The organism is Caulobacter sp. SL161 (assembly GCF_026672375.1).
GTDB lineage: Bacteria > Pseudomonadota > Alphaproteobacteria > Caulobacterales > Caulobacteraceae > Caulobacter.
Genome location: NZ_JAPPRA010000001.1, coordinates 733,742 through 751,833 on the forward strand (window position 1 = coordinate 733,742; position 18,092 = coordinate 751,833).

The 18,092-nt window shown below is 65.0% G+C and carries 13 protein-coding genes; 11 read left to right on the top strand and 2 right to left on the bottom strand.

What is annotated here, in order from left to right:
- Positions 1-28 precede the first annotated feature (28 nt).
- Both OVA11_RS03780 and OVA11_RS03785 read left to right on the top strand, forming a co-directional pair.
- The gene (locus OVA11_RS03780) at positions 29-2,248 is read left to right on the top strand and encodes a GumC family protein (protein WP_268066237.1); all 2,220 of its coding nucleotides are present in this window, start codon (positions 29-31) and stop codon (positions 2,246-2,248) included.
- Positions 2,238-4,166, top strand: coding sequence for an O-antigen ligase family protein (locus OVA11_RS03785; RefSeq protein ID WP_268066238.1), 1,929 nt, complete (start codon positions 2,238-2,240; stop codon positions 4,164-4,166). Before OVA11_RS03780 ends, OVA11_RS03785 begins: the two co-directional genes overlap by 11 nt.
- On the opposite strand, the gene OVA11_RS03790 is transcribed toward OVA11_RS03785, so the two are convergent.
- Positions 4,160-4,813: an exopolysaccharide biosynthesis polyprenyl glycosylphosphotransferase gene (locus OVA11_RS03790; protein ID WP_268066239.1), complete on the bottom strand. Its 654-nt coding sequence runs from the start codon at positions 4,811-4,813 to the stop codon at positions 4,160-4,162. The two genes, OVA11_RS03785 and OVA11_RS03790, sit on opposite strands and share 7 nt — an antisense overlap.
- Before the next feature lie 198 nt (positions 4,814-5,011).
- Here OVA11_RS03790 and OVA11_RS03795 point away from each other — a divergent pair, with 198 nt between their 5' ends.
- Positions 5,012-5,158, top strand: a complete 147-nt coding sequence (locus tag OVA11_RS03795) for a hypothetical protein (RefSeq protein ID WP_268068889.1) — start codon at positions 5,012-5,014, stop codon at positions 5,156-5,158.
- 162 nt (positions 5,159-5,320) lie between these two features.
- Here OVA11_RS03795 and OVA11_RS03800 read toward each other — a convergent pair whose 3' ends face one another.
- The gene (locus tag OVA11_RS03800; RefSeq protein WP_268066240.1) at positions 5,321-6,139 is read right to left on the bottom strand and encodes a transglutaminase-like cysteine peptidase; all 819 of its coding nucleotides are present in this window, start codon (positions 6,137-6,139) and stop codon (positions 5,321-5,323) included.
- Between the two features lie 240 nt (positions 6,140-6,379).
- On the opposite strand from OVA11_RS03800, the gene OVA11_RS03805 reads away from it, so the two are divergent.
- From OVA11_RS03805 to gspF, 8 genes are all read left to right on the top strand, one after another.
- Positions 6,380-7,189 carry a metallophosphoesterase family protein gene (locus tag OVA11_RS03805; protein ID WP_268066241.1) on the top strand — a complete coding sequence of 270 codons (810 nt, stop codon included), beginning with the start codon at positions 6,380-6,382 and terminating at the stop codon, positions 7,187-7,189.
- An 84-nt stretch (positions 7,190-7,273) separates the two neighbouring features.
- Positions 7,274-7,870, top strand: a complete 597-nt coding sequence (locus tag OVA11_RS03810) for a polysaccharide biosynthesis/export family protein (protein ID WP_268066242.1) — start codon at positions 7,274-7,276, stop codon at positions 7,868-7,870.
- Positions 7,871-8,447: 577 nt separating this feature from the next.
- The gene (locus OVA11_RS03815) at positions 8,448-9,986 is read left to right on the top strand and encodes a hypothetical protein (RefSeq protein WP_268066243.1); all 1,539 of its coding nucleotides are present in this window, start codon (positions 8,448-8,450) and stop codon (positions 9,984-9,986) included.
- A gap of 79 nt (positions 9,987-10,065) precedes the next feature.
- On the top strand, positions 10,066-12,732 hold the full coding sequence (locus tag OVA11_RS03820; protein ID WP_268066244.1) for a TonB-dependent receptor domain-containing protein: 2,667 nt from the start codon (positions 10,066-10,068) through the stop codon (positions 12,730-12,732).
- Between the two features lie 189 nt (positions 12,733-12,921).
- Positions 12,922-13,359, top strand: coding sequence for a type II secretion system protein N (locus OVA11_RS03825; RefSeq protein WP_268066245.1), 438 nt, complete (start codon positions 12,922-12,924; stop codon positions 13,357-13,359).
- Complete coding sequence (gene gspD, locus OVA11_RS03830; RefSeq protein WP_268066246.1) at positions 13,356-15,419, top strand: type II secretion system secretin GspD; 2,064 nt, start codon at positions 13,356-13,358, stop codon at positions 15,417-15,419. The genes OVA11_RS03825 and gspD overlap by 4 nt, the downstream gene beginning before the upstream one ends.
- Complete coding sequence (gene gspE, locus OVA11_RS03835; RefSeq protein WP_268066247.1) at positions 15,416-16,891, top strand: type II secretion system ATPase GspE; 1,476 nt, start codon at positions 15,416-15,418, stop codon at positions 16,889-16,891. The genes gspD and gspE overlap by 4 nt, the downstream gene beginning before the upstream one ends.
- Positions 16,878-18,089, top strand: a complete 1,212-nt coding sequence (gspF, locus tag OVA11_RS03840) for a type II secretion system inner membrane protein GspF (protein ID WP_268066248.1) — start codon at positions 16,878-16,880, stop codon at positions 18,087-18,089. Before gspE ends, gspF begins: the two co-directional genes overlap by 14 nt.
- Positions 18,090-18,092: the final 3 nt, after the last annotated feature.

Sequence of the window (18,092 nt, forward strand, 5' to 3'; positions counted from 1 at the left end):
CAAGGTTTGCCGGTTACTGAGAGTAGTTATGGACGGCTCCAGTTTTGAAACTTCGAACGCTCCGGTGAATTCCACCGGAGCGTTGTCTTTTGACCTGAACATCGCGATCGCGACGTTCAGGCGTCGCTTCCGCCTGTTCGCGGCTATAGCGGTTGTGGTGTTCGCGGCGGTGGTGTTGTTCACCCTGCAGCAGACCCCGAAGTACACCGCTATCTCCCAGGTCATGCTCGATGTCCGCAAGGAACAGGTCACGGACATGAGCGCGGTGCTCTCGGGTCTGCCGGCGGATTCTTCCGTCGTCGACACCGAGGTCGAGGTCTTGAAATCCCGCTCGCTCGCCGCGCGCGTGGTCAAGGACCTCAAGCTCGAGCAGGACCCCTACTTCAATCCTTATCTGGCGGGCTCCAAGGGCGCGGCCGCTTGGCTGTCGTCGATCCGTAAGGCCGCCGCGCCGATGGATAAGGTTGATCCCACCGAGCTGCAGCGCCGTCGCGAGCGTATCGTCGACAATGTGCTCACCGGTCTGAAGGTCCGCCGCGCGGGCCTGACCTATCTGATCTCGATCGAGTACACCCACCAGGACCCGAAGCGCGCCGCGGAACTCTCCAACGCCTTCGCGAACCTGTACCTCACCGAGCAACTCGAGGCGAAGTTCGACGCGACGCAGAAGGCCAATGAATGGCTGGATACCCGCGTGGGTGAGCTGCGCGAGCAGGTTCAAGCGGCTGACGCTGCGGTTCAGCAATACAAGATTCAGAACAACCTGCTGAGCGCCGAGGGCGCGACCCTGACCGAGCAGGAAATCTCCAGCCTGAACCAGCAACTGGCGCTTAGCCGCGCGTCTCAGGCCGAAACCGACGCCCGTCTGAACATCGCTCGCCAGCAACTGGCCAGGGGCAGCACGGGTGAGGACGTTGGCGAGTCGCTGAACTCGCCGGTCGTCCAGCAACTGCGCAAGCAGCGTTCCGAAAAGAGCGCCCAGGTCGCCGATCTCGGCGGTCGCTACGGCGATCGCCATCCTGAACTGCTGAAGGCCCGGCGTGAGCTGGCCGACATCGACGGTCAGATTCAGGCGGAAATCCGCCGGATCATCTCCAACCTGGAAGCTCAAGCTCAGGTCGCGCGTCAGCGTACGGGTTCGGTGGCGTCCAGCGTTGCGGCGTCCAAGGGCACGCTCGCCGGAAACAACCGCGCGAGCATTGGTCTCGCCGAACTTGAGCGCAAGGCCCAGTCGGTCAAGACGCTCTACGAGACGCTGCTGTCGCGCTTCAAGCAGACGACGACTCAGGAAGGCATCGAGCAGGCCGACGCCCGTGTGGTTTCGCCCGCCAAGATTCCGACCCGTCCGAGCTATCCGAACCCGACACTCAACCTCGCGCTGGGCCTCGTGCTCGCGCTCGGCGCTGGTCTGGCTGCAGTTGTTCTGGCTGAGATCCTGATGGCGGGCCTGTTCACAGAGGACGAGGTCGAGCGCCGTCTGGGCCTGCCCTATCTGGGCGCTGTCCCGAGCCTCGACACGGCCGTTGATGACCCCAAGACCCTCAAGGGCATGACGCCGCCCGACTATCTGCTGGCCAAGCCGCTTTCGAGCTTTGCTGAAAGCCTGCGCAAGCTCAGGGCTTCGATCCTCTTCTCGAAGGTCGGCGAGACGGTCCAGGTGATCGCGGTGACCTCCTCGCTGCCGGGTGAGGGCAAGACGACAACCACGTTCTCGCTGGCCCGCACGCTCGCGACGTCTGGTGCGAACGTAATCGTCGTCGACTGCGACCTTCGACAGAGCGCCATCAGCCAGTTCCTGAAGGAGCCGGCGCCTGTGGGCCTTCTGGAGGTGCTCAATGGCGTCGCAACGCTTGAGCAGGCCGTGATCCACGATGAAAGCGGCGCGCATATTTTGCCGCTGGCGAAGTCGTCCTACACGCCGCGCGATGTGCTCGGCTCCTCGGCCATGCATCGCCTGCTGCAGGAGTTGCGCCAGAAGTACGAGATCGTCCTTCTCGACACCGCGCCGCTGCTGGCTATCGCCGACACGCGTATCCTGGCGCCGCATACCGACGCCGTGGTGATGCTGGTCCGTTGGAAGAAGACCCCGGTCAAGGCCGTTCAATCGGCTCTGGCGCTGCTGCAGGGCACCCGCGCGTTCATCGCCGGCGTCGCCCTGACCCAGATGGATCTGAAGGCGCAGTCTCGCTACGGCTACGGCGACTCCTACTACTACTACGCGAATTATCGAAAGTACTATGCGGACTAGCAAGCGGTTGGGCGCCGGCTCGTCCTCGTTCGGATCGTCGGGCTCAAGACGGCTCAAATTGTCGGAGGGCGTCGCTATCGGCGCCCTCCTGACACTGATCTTCGCCGAGATCATTGCGTTCGGCGCGAGCGAGCTGGCGGTTTCGTCCGCCTTCGCCGCGCTCCACGCGCTTTTTCCTATTGTTCTGCTAGCCACTTGCGGCTGGGCTCGAAACACGGTCCGACAGGGCGTCAGCCCCACCTTGTGGCTGCCTTTCGCCATCCTCATGCTCGTGACCGCCTGGGCGCTCACGCCGTTTGGGCCGGGTGGTCCGCACCCGGTCTGGCTCTATGTCGAGCCAAACGGGGGAGCGATCACGGTCGATCGGTCATCCCTGATTCTCAACCTGGTCCGCCTTGGCGGTTTGGCCTGCCTGTTCCTGGCGGCTCAGATCATCGGTAGCTCCGAGACGCGACGGCGCGCCCTGTTCTGGTTCATGCTCGTTGCGCTCGGCGCCTACGCTGCTATGGCCATTCTGCAGCACGTCGGCGTCCGAGCCACGGGGCGCATGACCGCCACCTTGCTCAGCCCCAATACGCTCGCCACGCTCATGGGCGTGTGTGCCGTGTTCGCGGCGATGTTCGTCACCCAGTTCATCCAGCGGGCGGGGGGCAGGCTTTCGCTCGACAAGCTGCCGTTGGACGCCGGCATCAGTCTTGCCCTCCTCGCGGTGTTTGCGGTGGCGCTGGCCTTCACAGGATCCCGCGGCGGGATCTTCGCCACTGTGGTCTCGCTCGCGATCTTCCTGATCTGGCAGGTGCTGGCCCAGGGCAAGCGCGGGCGGGTCGTGGTGATGATCGGCGGCGCTGCTGTGCTCCTCGCCGCGGTTGGTCTGGCCATGCGCAGCGCCGATATCACCGCCGCCCGGCTCGAAAATCTGGACGGTGACGTCGCCACGCGTCAGGCCATCTTCGCCGCGCACTGGCAGGCCTTCAAGGCCAGCCCTTGGTTCGGTTACGGCCTCGGCTCATTTCCGGCCGTCAACCAGATTGTGATGACGAGCGAAAACCTAGGGGTTCTGTTCGATGTCCGCGCGACCCACAATCTCTATCTCCAGTGGCTCGAGGAGGCTGGCCTCCTCGGCGCGCTGAGCATGCTGGGTCTGCTGGGCGTCTTGATGTGGCAGGTCGGCGCCGCCGCGAACAAGCCAGGGACCAGCGGGGCTCTCGCCCGCGCGGCGATCGCTTCGACGGTTCTGGTGCTCCTGCACGGCATGTCTGACTTCGCCGTCCAAGCGCCTGCGCTTCAGGCTCTCTTTGCGGTCGGCCTCGGCGCGCTGGCCGTCTCGTCACCGTCGCGGCGGGCGGGTCGCCTTCCCGCCTTTCGCGCAACGCCAACCTTCGCCGGGGTCGTGTTGGTCAGTGGACTGCTCGTGTCGGCGCCACTTGTCGCCGCACGTTTCGGGGGGGACCTGAGCATTCTGCCGACGGCGCCAGCGGAGGCGCTGGCGTCGAACGTCGAGACGGGACTGGCGAGCGGCGCAACAGATCAGGCTACGCTCGACCGGCTGGACGCCCTGAGCCGGCGCGAAGTCGCTATGAGCCCCGGCGTCGGCGTGGCGTGGCTCCGGAAGGCTGCCGTGGATTTCAAGCGTGGCGACTTCGCGCGCGCCAATGAGGCTCTCGACCGGTCCTATACGGTCGCGCCGTTGCACACGAGCGCGTTCATGGCCCGCACGCGCCTCGCCTACGAGCATTGGGCGAGGCTGACGCCCGCCGTCCGCAAGCAGGTGATCTACCAGGTTCGCGTCGAGTACAAACGTTCAGGCGGCGACCGACGGCTTACGGCTCTGGCCAACAGCATTCAGGACCCGTCCGGCCGTATTGGCCTGGCGCTTCTCATCGTCGCCGAGCGCATGACCAAGACAGCCGCTCAGTAGGCGTTGTCGGTCGTCAGTAGGCTGGGGACGGTGCGCAGGACGATTTTCAGATCCCGCCAGAGCGACCAGGTCTGGATGTAGTCGATGTCCGCCTCGATCCGCTGGCGCATGAGCTCGACCGTCTCGGTGCCGCCGCGAAGGCCTCTGACCTGGGCAAGCCCGGTCAGGCCAGGTCGCGCGTTGTAGCGGGCGACATATTCGGGGATCCGCGCGCTGTAGTAGACATCGTGGGCGGTGGCGTGAGGCCTGGGTCCCACCAAGGACATGTCGCCGCGCAGGACGTTGAGCAGCTGCGGCAGCTCGTCGATGCTGGTCGCACGCAGGATGCGCCCCACCCGGGTGACACGGTCGTCTCCCCGTTGCGCTTGCGCGACGTCCGGGCCGTCCTCCCGGCAATGCATGGTCCGCAGTTTGAGGATCTGGAAGGGCGCGCCGCCCAGACCGCCACGGGTCTGGCGGAAAAGAGCGGGACCTGGTGACTCGAGCTTTATGGCGAGGGCCGCCAGCAGCAGGAGCGGAGCGAACAGGGCGGTCAGCAGAGCTGCGGCCACCACATCCAGGACGCGTTTGCGCCGATCGACCGCCACCCGAGGCAACGGTCCTCCCGGCCCCGGCGTCAAGAGCTGGGTCGACGGCCCTAGATCCACCGGATGATCCTTTGGTTTCACCAGCGCGTCGCAGACAGGCTGTTCAAGTTCACAGAACCACACGCTAACGCAATCGCTTGATGTCGTCGTGGACAAAAAAAGCGAAGCCAAAGCCATAATGTTAACAGCCGGTAGACCTTGTTCTTTCACGGGCCATTAGCGGCGCGGCGTTTACATCATCGCCAGCAGGAGCACTGTCTGATGATCGACGCAAAGTTGTCTTTCGCCCCGATTGAATCTGTGCCGGCGCGGCGGCTCCCGCCGCTGGCGGGCCTCGCGCTGGCCGCCGCACTCTCGGCGGGCCTCTGGGCGCTTCTGGCGGTGGCCATCGCGCAGTTGGTCTGATCCGACCGGATCACCAGAGCCAAAACCTTCATTCAGCACAGAAAGCCCGCTCGGCGCCGCCGGGCGGGCTTTCTGTTGTCCGGGTGTTTGGGTCCCGCCGTGCGAAAACCCCGAGCCTGGGGCTCGGGGTTTGAAGCTCAACGAACCGTTGCGCGGTAGGCGTTAGGCGATCGACGTCCACAGGGCGGTGCCGGGCACTTGGCGCTCAACCCAGCGATAGTTGAGGTCCGCCCACGGTGTGGCCCACGGCGTGAGGTTGTCGAGCACCCAGTCGCCGCTTTTCAGCGACACCATCAGCACCGCGTGCCCCTCGCCCCGCGCCGTCACGGCGACGGCGATCGACAGCGCCGACTCGGAGACGCCGGCGGCGATCAGTTGGCGACGCTTCTCGAGGACGTAGTCCTCGCAGTCGCCATAGAGCTTGCCATCGACCATGCGCGGCAGCGCCCAGTACTCTTCCTGGCCGTACAGGTCACTGTCATTGGCCTTCTTCACGTCGCGATTTACCTGCTGGTTGATCCGGTTGAGCAGCTTCATCTGGTCGCGTTCGTTACGATCGAACCAGGCCAGGACGGTTTCGGGTTCTTCGACCGGCGTGAACGCGCGCATCTGACCGGCGGCGACGAAGTCTTCCACGGGGCCAATCGTAAACGCCTCGACGACTTCCAAGGACACCAGTGCGACGTCTGCGTCGCTGTCGCTATCCAAAGATGCCGTCGGCGCGAAGGTCCGTGTGGGGGCCAGGCCCACGGACGACGTCGGGGTCATGGTCTGGCGGCTCTGGGCGCCTAGCAGCGCCAGCTGGGTGGTGGGAAGCCCGCACGTCTCGAGGTCGCGACGGCAAAGGTCAGCGAAGCCCGCGGGCGCCAGAACGCCATGGCCGCGCGGCATGAACGGCATCCCGCCGGCCTGTGCCTGGGCGCTCGTCATCAGCGCAGCGGCGCTGATCAGTCCCATAACAATGTTTCGCGCCTTGAACATGCTGACCTCGCTGTGTTCGTGAGGTCAGTATTCATGTGAGGTCCGAAAAAGAGTTGAATTTAGATGGTATAATCCATGTGTTTAACTGTCCTAAATTCGATATTTACCAAAATAGAACTCCAATTTACTTGGTAAATTGCGCGAAAAAGATTGTGATGAATTGTAGGTTAATGCGACGGCTTTCGGTTGAACGCTGGAGCGCCGTGAGGCAAAATTGGTTCAAAGTCCCGGCGACGCACCGTGGCGTACGTGGCGAGTTCGATGTTCAAGGCCTTATTTCGTCCCAAGCAGAAAGAGCGCCGCGCGGTCTCCACGGGAGGGCGCGTGCTCTACGCCATAGGCGACGTTCATGGGCGCCTGGACCTGCTGGACGGCCTGATCGCGCGCATGACCGATGACTATCAGGCCCTGGGGCGTGAGGACCCGCCCGTGTTGATCATGCTGGGCGACTATGTGGATCGGGGCGCGCAGTCGTCTGGCGTGATCGACCGCCTCATCGCGTTAAGCCAGCAGGCGGCTGAGGGGCGCTTCGAATTCCGCGCCCTGATGGGCAATCACGAGGAGACCCTGCTGCACTTCCTTGATGATCCGCAGGCCGGGCCGTCTTGGGTGGAGTATGGCGGTGGCGAGACGATGGCTTCGTATGGCGTGCAGCGTCCCGTGGGGCGCGCCGATCTGGAGGTCTGGGAGCAGACGCGGGTGGCTTTTCGCGCAGCCTTCCCGCCCCAGCATGAACAGTTCCTGCGTCGACTGGAGCTGATGGCCGTCTATGGCGACTATGTCTTCGTGCACGCCGGCGTCAGGCCTGGCCTACCGCTTGAGCGACAGGTCGCCGCCGACCTGCTTTGGATCCGCAACGATTTCCTGGATAACGCCCACGGGCTGAAAGCCACCGTCGTTCACGGCCACACGCCAGTCGAAGAGGTTTTCGTCGGTCGCCAGCGGATCAATGTCGATACGGGCGCCTACGCCACAGGCGTGCTGACTGCGGTGAGACTTGATGGCGGCGAGCCCAAGATCATCCAATTTAGTAAACCGCGCGCAGCTTAGAGTTCGTCTTGTTCATCGCGCGGTCACGTGCGATGTGGCATTGCAACTTCCAGGTCTGACAAGTCCGAGATGAGACGCTTTTCCATGATCGGTTTTTCGAAACTCTCTCGCGCGCTCGCCATGTTGGCGGCCGTGGTTTTCATGATGGTCTCGACATCGAATGGTGTCGCCCATGCCCAGGTCGGCTCTGAGCCCGCCCCCGTCGCGGGCGTAGCGCAAGCGGTCGACTATCTTCTGGGCCCTGGCGATAAGGTCCGGGTCACGGTGTATGGTGAGGAGTCGCTGTCGGGCGAGTTCTTCGTCGCCGGCACTGGGCTGATGTCCTTGCCGCTGATCGGCGAGATCAAGGTCGGCGGCATGACCGTCGGCCAGTTCCAGACGGCGGTTCAGGACAAGCTGAAGGATGGCTATCTGAAGGACCCGCGCGTGAGCGCCGAGGTGCTCACCTTCCGCCCCTTCTACATTCTGGGCGAGGTCGAGAAGCCCGGCACCTATCCCTACACCTCCGGCTTGACCGTTCTGAACGCGGTGGCGACGGCGGGCGGCTTCACCTATCGGGCCGACAAGAAGATCGTCTACATCAAGCGCAATGGTGATGCGTCCGAGGTCAAGGGCGAGTTGAAGCCCTCGACCCTGGTATCGCCCGGCGACACGATCCGCATTGGCGAGCGCTTCTTCTAGTTGGCTTGCCAGCATTGTTCGCAGAGGCCCGGCGGTGACGCCGGGCCTTTTTCGTTTGCGCCGCGCACCAGCCCGCTCACGATGAGGTTTCAGGCGAGCGCATCGACCGATCCGCCGCCTTCATCGCGCGGGCCCGGTTCGAGATGGCTCATTTGGCGTCTAGGTATTTTGATCTAAAAATATCAAGAAAAACAACGATAAAACCTAAGATAAATATCCCTATACTGATTAAAATACCGGTAGGCGCGCCCAGAGTTTCTTTGTGCGGTGAGCGTGGACGTAATCCTAAACTCAAAAACGAACTCCAATTCGAGCTCCAAGTCGAATCTGTCAAAAAAGCTTCTCACTTTCGTGATATGAGTATCGCCCTCATAATATTCGACCGCAACTAGAGAGTCTAATTCGGCTCTGGATTCCCCCAGATGGGGAATCCTCTCTATCGTGAGAATTGAAACGCTCGGGCGCCATGTATTGAGCGCCGACTGTTCCGCAAAAACTGTCACAATTGCCGACTAAACACCCCCGGAAGGCGTGATCGCCTGCGTTCGTCGCGGCTTGAGAAACCAGAGGGGCTCCTGTGAAGCTGTATAGAAACCTAATCCTCATGAGCTGCGCGGCCATGGCGCTCGCTGGCTGCGGCTCGGATGACATCTCCTCGCCGGGAACGGGCGGTAACGTCACCATCAACAATCCGACCACTCCGACCACCCCGACGACCCCGACCACGCCGGCGGGCGTGACCCCGGCTTCGGGCTGCCCGACCATCGCCGACCCGCAGCAACTGAAGGACGACGGTACGATCACGGGCCCGACGGGCACCTGGCGCGTGTGCACCCTGCCGTCGCGCATCAACCGCTCGATCACGCTGCCGAAGATCCCGGGCCTGCTGTATCAGCTGGCTGGTCGTGTTGACGTCGGCACGGATGGCGGCTTCACCAAGACCGCTGCGGACACCAATGTGACCCTGACCATCGAGCCGGGCGTCATCGTCTACGGCGGTACGGGTGTGTCCTGGCTCGCGGTCAATCGCGGCAACAAGATCAACGCCGTCGGCACCGCCACGCGTCCGATCGTGTTCACCAGCCGTGACAATATCCTGGGTCTGAACACGGAAACCTCGCAAGGCCAGTGGGGCGGCATCGTGCTGCTGGGCCGCGCGAAGATCACCGACTGCTCCACCGGCTCGACCACCGCGAACACCTGCGAACGTCAGACCGAAGGCGCGGCCGACCCGGCCCTGTTCGGCGGCGCGGACGACGCCGACAACAGCGGTACCATGCAGTATGTGCAGATCCGCTACTCGGGCTACGTGCTCGGCTCGAACGTCGAGCTGCAGTCGCTGACGCCGTCGGGCATCGGCAGCGGTACCGTGCTGAGCCACATCCAGAGCTACAACAGCTCGGATGACGGCGTGGAGTTCTTCGGCGGCATTCCGCAGATGAAGTACTATGTGTCGGTCGGCGCGGACGACGACAGCCTCGACGTTGACGTCGGCGCACGCGCGAACTTCCAGTACGGCCTGATGATCCAGCGTGACGGCGCGGGTGACTCGCTGATGGAAATCGACAGCAACGGCCGTGAGACCGAGCTGCCGCGCACCGATCTGCGCATGGTCAACTACACGATGATCCAGCGTCAGGTCAGCAGCGCCAACGAAGCCGCCAACCAGGCCTCGCTGCTGCTGCGCGGCAACTCCGACGTGACGATCGCCAACAGCATCCTGCTCTCGCCGAACAATGAGTGCCTGCGCATGAACGGCTCGGGCACGACGCCGGCGACGCTGACGGCGCGCTCGTTTGTGATGAGCTGTAATGCGGCGAAGTACCTGGGCACGGGGACTTACAACGCGACCACCGTGGCGGCTCAGTTCGGTTCGGGCGCCAACAACAACAACGACGCCTTCACCTCGACGCTCAACGCCTTTGTCAACGGCGCCAACGAGCTGGCCGTCGCCGTGTTCAACGCCACGGGTCTGGGCGCTTTCTTCGGCGCCACGACCTACATCGGCGCTGTCCGCGACAGCAACGACACCTGGTACGCCGGTTGGACCTGCAACAGCGGCGCGGCGAACTTCGGGTCGACCAGCACCGCCTGCACGTCGCTGCCGACCAACTAAGACGACGCGACTTCGTCGAAGCGGGGGGCGGCTGGAACACAGCTGCCCCCCATTTTTACCTGCCTAGCTCCCCGGGGGATTGGATATGATTACGCGTCGGCTAACGTCCCTGCTGCTTCTTTCGACCGCGCTCTCGATGCCGACCTGGGCGCTGGCGCAGACCGCCCCGTCGGCCGAAGAGGCCGGCAAGCCGACGGCTGCGGCGGCGCAGTCTGATTTCCAGCAACCTGAAGTCTCGATCCCGGGCATGGTCGATGCGGTCGTGATCACCGCCAACCGCTCGGGCAATGTCGTCCGCACCGGCTCGCAGGTCGTCTCGGTGCTCAGCGCGGCGGAAATCGCGCGTACGGGCGAGGGCAATATCGCGGGCGCGCTCACCCGGGTCACCGGCGTGACCCTGGTCGGCAACGGCTATGTCTATGTTCGCGGCCTGGGCGATCGCTATTCATTGGCCCTGCTCAACGGTTCGCCGTTGCCGAGCCCTGAGCCGCTGAAGCGTGTGGTTCCGCTGGACCTGTTCCCCAGCCGCGTGATCGCGTCTTCGCTGGTCCAGAAGAGCTATTCCGCCAACTTCCCCGGCGAGTTCGGCGGCGGCGTGATCAACCTGACCACGCGGTCGATCCCGAGCGAAGGCTTCATCAGCATCGGCGGCTCGGTGTCCGGCGACACCGAAACTACCAACCAACTGGGCTATGACTACTACGGTAGCAAGTCCGATTGGACCGGCTTTGACAACGGTAACCGCGACACCCCTTCCGCGCTGGCCGCCTTCTTCGCCAGCGGTGAGCGCATCAGCTCTGGCAAGGTCAACACCGCCGACATCGCCAGCCAGCTGGTCAACAGCCGCAACGGCGTGGTCCAGAAATGGAACCACCTGCCGGCCAACTATTCGATGGACATCACGGCGGCCAAGCCGTTCGACCTCGACTCGATGGATCTCGGCGTCATCGGCACGATCGGCTTCAGCAACCGCTGGTCCACGCGCGACGCGCAGATCCAGAGCTCGCTGAACGCGGATCTCGAGGACAAGGAATCGGATTTCCGCCGCGTGAGCACTGACAACCGCATGGTCCTGAACGGGCTGTTCGGCGCGTCTCTGGGCTTTGGCGAGAACAAGATCCGTTGGACCAACCTCTACGTCCACGACACGATCAAGAATACGCGCCTGGCCATGGGCCGTCGTGGCGGCACCAATGTCGACTACATGCAGCAGAACACCGGCTGGTTTGAGCGTCAGCTGGTCAACACCCAGCTGGTCGGCGAATTCCGGCCGATGGACAAGCTCAATGTCGATGTTCGCGCCAACTACGCCAACACCCAGCGCAAGGCCCCTGCCGAGCTGTCGCTGGAATATGTGCGCACGAACGCTGCGGCTGATCCGTTCGGCCAGTACTTCGTCAACCGCCTGAACAACGGCAACGGCGGCGACGCGCGGATCAGCTACTCGGATCTGGACGAAGACCTGTGGTCGGGCGGCGTCGACGCCACCTACAAGCTGGTTCCGGGCTTCGCGGCCACGGTGGGTTACGCCTATGTCCACACCGACCGCGACAGCTCGCGCCGTGACTTCCAGTTCCAGGCGTCGAACACCTTCCCGCGCGGCGTCGACATGCTGCGTCCGGACCTGCTGCTGGCGCCGGCGATCATCAAGAACTTCAATATCGCGCTCGTCGACACCAACGAAGGCAATCCGGCCTTCCGCGCCCAGCTTCAGAACCATGCGGCCTACGGCAAGCTCAACGGCACGGTGTTCCAGGACCTCGATTTCGACGTCGGCGCCCGCTATGAGACCGCTCGCTTGAAGGTGGCGCCGACCGAGGTCTTCAAGACCCCCGGGGCCTCGCTGGCGTCGACCCGTCAGAACGAGAGCTACTGGCTGCCTTCGGCCACCGCCACCTGGCGGGGAATTCAGGACTCGCAGATCCGTCTCAGCGCGTCGAAGACGATCGCCCGTCCACAGTTCCGTGAGCTGATCTACCAGTTCTATTTCGACCCCGACAGCAACCGCATGTATCGCGGCAACCCGCTGCTGACGGACAGCAAGCTGACCAACCTCGAAGGTCGGTATGAATGGTACTTCGCCAGCGATCAGCGCCTGACGGTCGCGGGCTTCTACAAGACCATTGATCGCCCGATCGAAAGCTTCGTGTCGGGCAGCGATCTGTCGACCAGCTTCGCCAACGCGCCCAAGGCCAAGCTCTATGGCGCTGAGCTCGAAGTCCAAAAGTACTTTGATCTGTCGGACTTCAAGGGCGACTTCTGGGCCAGCCGTCGCCTTGTGGCGATCGCCAACTACACCTATTCGAAGTCGGAGCTTCAGGTCTCCGCCAGCGACACCGTCGCGGTCTTCGCGGCCACCTCGACCAAGGCGACCGACTATTTCACCGACGGCGCTCCGCTGACCGGTCAGTCGGATCACGTGGTCAATCTGCAATTTGGCCTGGAAGACACCGAGCGCCTGTCGCAGCAGACCCTGCTGATCAACTACGCCAGCAAGCGGGTCACCAGCCGTGGTCTGGTGAACAGCGGCCAGCCGGACGTCGAGGCTTATCCGGGGACGCGTATCGACTTCGTCGCGCGCCAAGGCTTGGAACTGTGGGGTCGCGAAGTCGAGCTGAAGTTCGAAGCGCGCAACCTGACCGGCGTCGGCTACGAAGAGTATCAGAAGGCCGGCAAGAATCGGGTCGACGTCAATACCTATGACGTCGGTCGCTTCTTCTCGATCGGCGCTTCGGCGAAGTTCTAGGCGGTCTGCCGAGAGGCGGAGTTCTCCGCTCATCGGTGGGTTTCGCAGAGGATGAAAATCGGCGGCGCTCCCGGCTCGGATAATCCGAACCGGGAGCGTTTGTCGTATTTCTGTAGTGAAACCGTCGCAGAAGTGCGGCGCCGCCGCGCTACATCGCTTCGACCGTAAGCGACCTGTTGGCGGACCCCATTGTCATTCCTTGACCTTCACCGTTCACCAGGTCCCAGGCTCATCCTCGCGCTTGAGATCCTGGTCGTTCTCGTCCTCGCCGCCCAGGCGGCGCGCCTCTTGTGGGTCTTCGCCGCACCGGTCGGCGCGGTCTCAGCGCCCGCCAGGGCGCCGCGGCCGCCGGTCGACCTGAGCGTGCTTGCCCGGTCTGACGTGTTCGGCGCGACCGGCGGGGCGGCGGGCGGCTCGGCCATCGACGGCTTCCGCCTGTTCGGTGTCCGCTCCGGCGGACCCGGCGGAGGCTCGGCCATCATCGCCGGGCCTGACGGCGTTCAAAAGTCCTATGCGGTCGGCGAGACCATCGCCGACGGCGTCACCCTGGCCTCGGTCGCCGCCGATCATGTCGAACTGTCCCGCGGCGGCGCGCGCGCGACCCTTTCCTTCCCGGTGTCCCAATGACCAAGGTTGCTCCGTCGTGTTCCGTTCTGGCCGCCGTCGCTGCGGTTCTGGTCATGGGCGGCGCCACGCTCGGGCCCGCGCCTGCGCTCGCCCAGACCCAGCTGCTGAACGTTCAGGACGCGGATATTCGCGTCTTCATTCAGGACGTCGCCAAGTCGACGGGTACGACCTTCATCATCGATCCCCGCGTCAAGGGCACGGTGACCGTCGCCAGCAACGGCCCGTTGAACCGTCGTGAACTGTTCGAGGTGTTCCTCGCCACCCTGCGCGCCAACAACTTCGTGGCCACGCCGGCCGGCAACGGCGCCTATCGCATCGAGCCGTCGGAGAACGCGGCCCGTCAGCCTTCGGCCGCGGGCGGACAGTTCGCCACCGAGGTGTTCCGTCTGCGCACCCTCGACGCGGCCAGCGCGGTGGAGATGCTCAAGCCGCTGGTCGGGCCGCAGGGTCAGGTCGTGGCCAACCCGCGCGGCGCGGTCGTGGTGGTGGCTGACTATGCCGACAATGTCCGGCGGATTCGCGGGCTTCTGGCCCAGGTCGACCAGGACCGGGCGATGGTCCACACCGTCACCCTGACCCACAGCTCGGCCCGCGAGATCGCTCAGGTTCTCAACGACATGCTCGCGACGCCAGGCGCCGAGGGCAAGAGCGGCCGGGGCGCGGTGACCGTCGTTGCGGTCGACAGCAGCAATTCGGTTCTTCTGCGGGGCGACTCCGACGCGGTCCAGCGCCTGCTGCCCGTCATCGCGGACCTGGATCGTCGCGCCGAGTCCAGCGACGACGTGCGCGTAGTGTTCCTGCGTCACGCCAACGCCGAACAGATGTTGCCGGTGCTGCAGCAACTGGTGGGTCAGGCGACCACCTCGGTGACGACCTCCTCGTCGCGCGGCCTGAGCAACGCCCGGACCGCCACGGGGGCTCCGCCGGTCTCGACCGCCACGGCCACGCCGATCGCCGCGACCGCGTCCGCCAACGGGCCGCAGGCCACCATCGCGCGCTTCCCAGGCGCCAACGCCCTGATCATCAACGCCCCGCCGGAAACCCAACGCACCCTGGCGGAAGTCATCCGCCAGCTCGATGTCCGCCGTGAACAGGTTCTGGTCGAGGCGATCGTGGTCGAGGTCACCGACGGCACGGCCAAGCAGCTGGGCGTCCAGTTCCTGTTGGGCGGGACCAACGGCACCATTCCGTTCGTCGCGACCAACTACACCAACGCCACGCCCAGCCTGCTGCCGCTGGTTGAGGCTGCGGCCACCACCACCAGCGGCGCCGACACCGAGGCGTTGAAATCGTTGCGGGACGCCGCCGTCAGCTCCCTGCTCACCGCCTCGGGCGTGACGTCGGGCGTCGTCGGCCGCAGCGGCGATGCGCTGTTCGGCGCGATCATCAATGCGGTGAAGAAGGACACGGGCTCGAACCTGCTGTCGACGCCGTCGATCATGACGCTCGACAACGAAGAGGCTCGCATTCTGGTCGGCCAGGAAGTGCCGATCACCACGGGCGAGGTGCTGGGCGACTCCAACGCCAATCCCTTCCGCACCATCCAGCGCCAGAATGTCGGCATCCAGCTGGAGGTGAAGCCGCAGATCAATGCGGGCGGCGGCATTACCCTGTTCCTGCGCCAGGAGGTCTCCAGCGTCGCCGGTCCGGTCAGCGTCGGCTCCAGCGAGTTGATCATCAACAAGCGCGAGATCGAGACCACGGCCCTGGTCGACGACGGTGACATCGTCGTGCTGGGCGGCCTGCTGGATCAGCAGGAGACCCAGTCGGCCCAGCGCACGCCGGGTCTGGGCGACGTCCCCGGTCTGGGCGCCCTGTTCCGCAGCACGGCGCGCGAGCGCAAGAAGACCAATCTGATGGTCTTCATCCGCCCCCGCATCATCCGCAGCAGCGCTGACGCCCGTGACCTGACCGCCCCGCGCTACGACTACATGCGCAATCTGCCGCCCATGACGACGCCGGACGGCGACAACTCGCTCGACGCAGTCATGCGCGACTATCTGAACGCGGCGCGTCCGGTCGCCGCGCCGACCGCCGCGAAGCCGGCGACGACGCCATGACCACGCCGATGCTCGCCTACGGTTTCGCCAAGCGAAACGGGGTGGTCCTGCTGTCTCTGGGCGAGCGAGCGGTGATCGGCGTGCGCGAGGGCTATGACCCGATGGCGCTGGTCGAGATCCGTCGAGCGGTCGGCGCGCCGCTGGCGATCGAGCCGATGACGGCCCCGGTGTTCGACCGCAAGTTCTCGGAGGTCTATGCGGGCGCGGGCCTGGCCACCGCGTCGAGCGCCGACAGCCTGGACCTGGACGGCGGCCTTGGCCTGCTGCTTGAGGACATGCCCGCCGCCGCCGACCTCCTCGACCCGCAGGACGACGCTCCGGTCATCCGCCTGATCAACGGCCTGATCGCCGAGGCCGTGCGCCTAGGCGCTTCGGACATCCATATCGAGCCCTTCGAGAAGGCGCTCATCGTCCGGCTCCGGATCGACGGCGTGCTGACCGAGGTGTTGAGCCTCTCGCCGCGCATCGCCGCCATGCTGGTGTCGCGGGTCAAGGTCATGGCCAAGCTGGACATCGCCGAAAAGCGCGTGCCGCAGGACGGCCGGATCTCTCTGGCCCTGGGCGGCAAGAGCCTGGACGTCCGCGTCTCGACCCTGCCGGCCCGCATGGGCGAGCGGGTGGTGATGCGGATCCTCGACAAGGACCAGGCGGGGCTGCGCCTGTCCGACCTTGGCATGTCGCCCGATGTGCTGAGCGCGCTGGAGACCGCCGTGCGCGAGCCGCACGGGATCATCCTGGTCACAGGGCCGACGGGCTCGGGCAAGACGACAACGCTCTATGCCGCCCTGGCCGTTCTGAACGACAACAGCCGCAACATCCTGACCATCGAAGACCCGGTCGAATACGCCGTGCACGGCATTGGCCAGACCCAGGTCAACACCAAGGTCGGCATGACCTTCGCCGCGGGCCTGCGCGCCATCCTGCGCCAGGATCCTGACGTGGTGATGGTCGGGGAAATCCGCGACTCCGAGACCGCCCAGATCGCTGTCCAGGCCAGTCTGACCGGCCACCTTGTCCTGTCGACGGTTCACACCAACGATGCGGCGGGCGCGGTGGTGCGTCTGCGCGACATGGGCGTGGAGCCCTTTCTGCTGGCCTCGACCCTGCGTCTCGTGATCGCCCAGCGCCTGGTGCGTCGCCTGTGCGAGCACTGCCGCACGCCAGAACCGGCGGATGCGGCGACGGCGGCCCTGGTAGGCCTGCCCGAGGGTGAGATCCTGTATCGCCCCGTCGGCTGCGCCCATTGCGGCCACACCGGCTATCAGGGCCGGATCGGCGTCTACGAGGCCCTGCGCGTCGACGATCACCTGCGCCGCCTGATCGGCGGCAACGCCAGTGAGCAGGAGATCACCGAGGCCGGTCTGGATCGCCGTCTGGGGCAGGAGGCGCGGAACTATGTCCTGGCCGGCCTGACGACGGTGGAGGAGGCGCTCCGGATCACGGGGCAAGGGGCGCGCGATGGCGAGCTTTGACTATGTGGCCCTGGATCTGTCCGGGCGCACGCGTCGGGGTCAGCTGAAGGCCGTCGACGAGGCCGCCGCAGCCGATCAGTTGCAGCGCAAGCGCCTGGCGCCGGTCAAGATCATGGCGTCCGTCGCCAAGCCGGCCCAGGTCGGCCGCTTCGCCCTGGGTCAGGGTCTGAGCGCCAAGGACCGCTCGATGTTCACCCGCCAGCTGGCGACCCTGACGTCGGTCTCGACGCTGGAAGAGGCGCTGCGCACGATCGCCCTGCAGGCCGACAAGCCGAAACTGAAGCAGGTGATCGGCGAGGTTCACGCCGCTGTGCTGGAGGGCTACCGGCTCTCGGACGCCATGGGCCGTCCGGCCAAGGCCTTTCCGCCGCTGTACCGCGCCATGGTCGCAGCCGGCGAGTCGTCCGGCGCCCTGCCGGCGATCCTGGATCGCCTGGCGGACCTTCTTGAGCAGCAGCAGCAGGTCCGGGCCAAGATCACCACGGCCCTAGTCTATCCGATCGTTCTGGCGGTGGTCGCCTGTCTGGTCGTCGCGGCCCTGATGGTCTTCGTCATTCCCAAGGTGGTCGAGCAGTTCGACTCGATGGGACAGACCCTGCCGCTCCTGACCCGGCTCGTCATCGGCCTGTCGACCGGTCTGCAGACCTTCGGCTGGCTGATCGTCGTCAGCGCCGTAGTCGCCGTCTTCGCTTTCCTGCGCGCCCTGCGCCATCGGCCCTTCAAGCTGGCGGTCGATCGCTGGCTGCTGGCGCTGCCGATGATCGGGCGGCTGATCCGCGACGTGCATGCGGCGCGCCTGGCCCGCACGCTCGCCACCATGGTCGCCAGCGGCCTGCCGGTGCTGGAGGGTCTGATCCTGACCGCCGGCACGGTGCGCAACGCCGTCCTGCAGGCGGCGCTCGATGACATGATCGCCGCTATCCGCGAAGGCGGCGCCTTGTCTGTGGCCATGCGCCGCGCCGAGGTCTTCCCGCCGGTGCTCGTCTACATGACGGCCAGCGGCGAGAGCAGCGGGCGCGTCGAAGCCATGCTGATGCGGGCGGCCGACTATCTGGAACGCGAGTTCGAGACCTTCACCGCGACGCTGCTGAGCTTGCTGGAACCCGCTATCATCGTGCTGCTGGGCGGCGTGGTGGCGACGATCGTGCTGTCGATCCTGCTGCCGATCCTGCAGATCAATAATCTCGCCCTGACCTAGGAA

What these genes read in the sequence shown, in the direction of transcription:
- gspD (WP_268066246.1), top strand. Translation starts at nt 13,356, where the DNA reads ATGACCAAGGTTGCTCCGTCGTGTTCCGTTCTGGCCGCCGTCGCTGCG.
- OVA11_RS03810 (WP_268066242.1), top strand. Translation starts at nt 7,274, where the DNA reads ATGATCGGTTTTTCGAAACTCTCTCGCGCGCTCGCCATGTTGGCGGCC.
- OVA11_RS03780 (WP_268066237.1), top strand. Translation starts at nt 29, where the DNA reads ATGGACGGCTCCAGTTTTGAAACTTCGAACGCTCCGGTGAATTCCACC.
- gspE (WP_268066247.1), top strand. Translation starts at nt 15,416, where the DNA reads ATGACCACGCCGATGCTCGCCTACGGTTTCGCCAAGCGAAACGGGGTG.
- OVA11_RS03800 (WP_268066240.1), bottom strand. Translation starts at nt 6,139, where the DNA reads ATGTTCAAGGCGCGAAACATTGTTATGGGACTGATCAGCGCCGCTGCG.
- gspF (WP_268066248.1), top strand. Translation starts at nt 16,878, where the DNA reads ATGGCGAGCTTTGACTATGTGGCCCTGGATCTGTCCGGGCGCACGCGT.
- OVA11_RS03785 (WP_268066238.1), top strand. Translation starts at nt 2,238, where the DNA reads ATGCGGACTAGCAAGCGGTTGGGCGCCGGCTCGTCCTCGTTCGGATCG.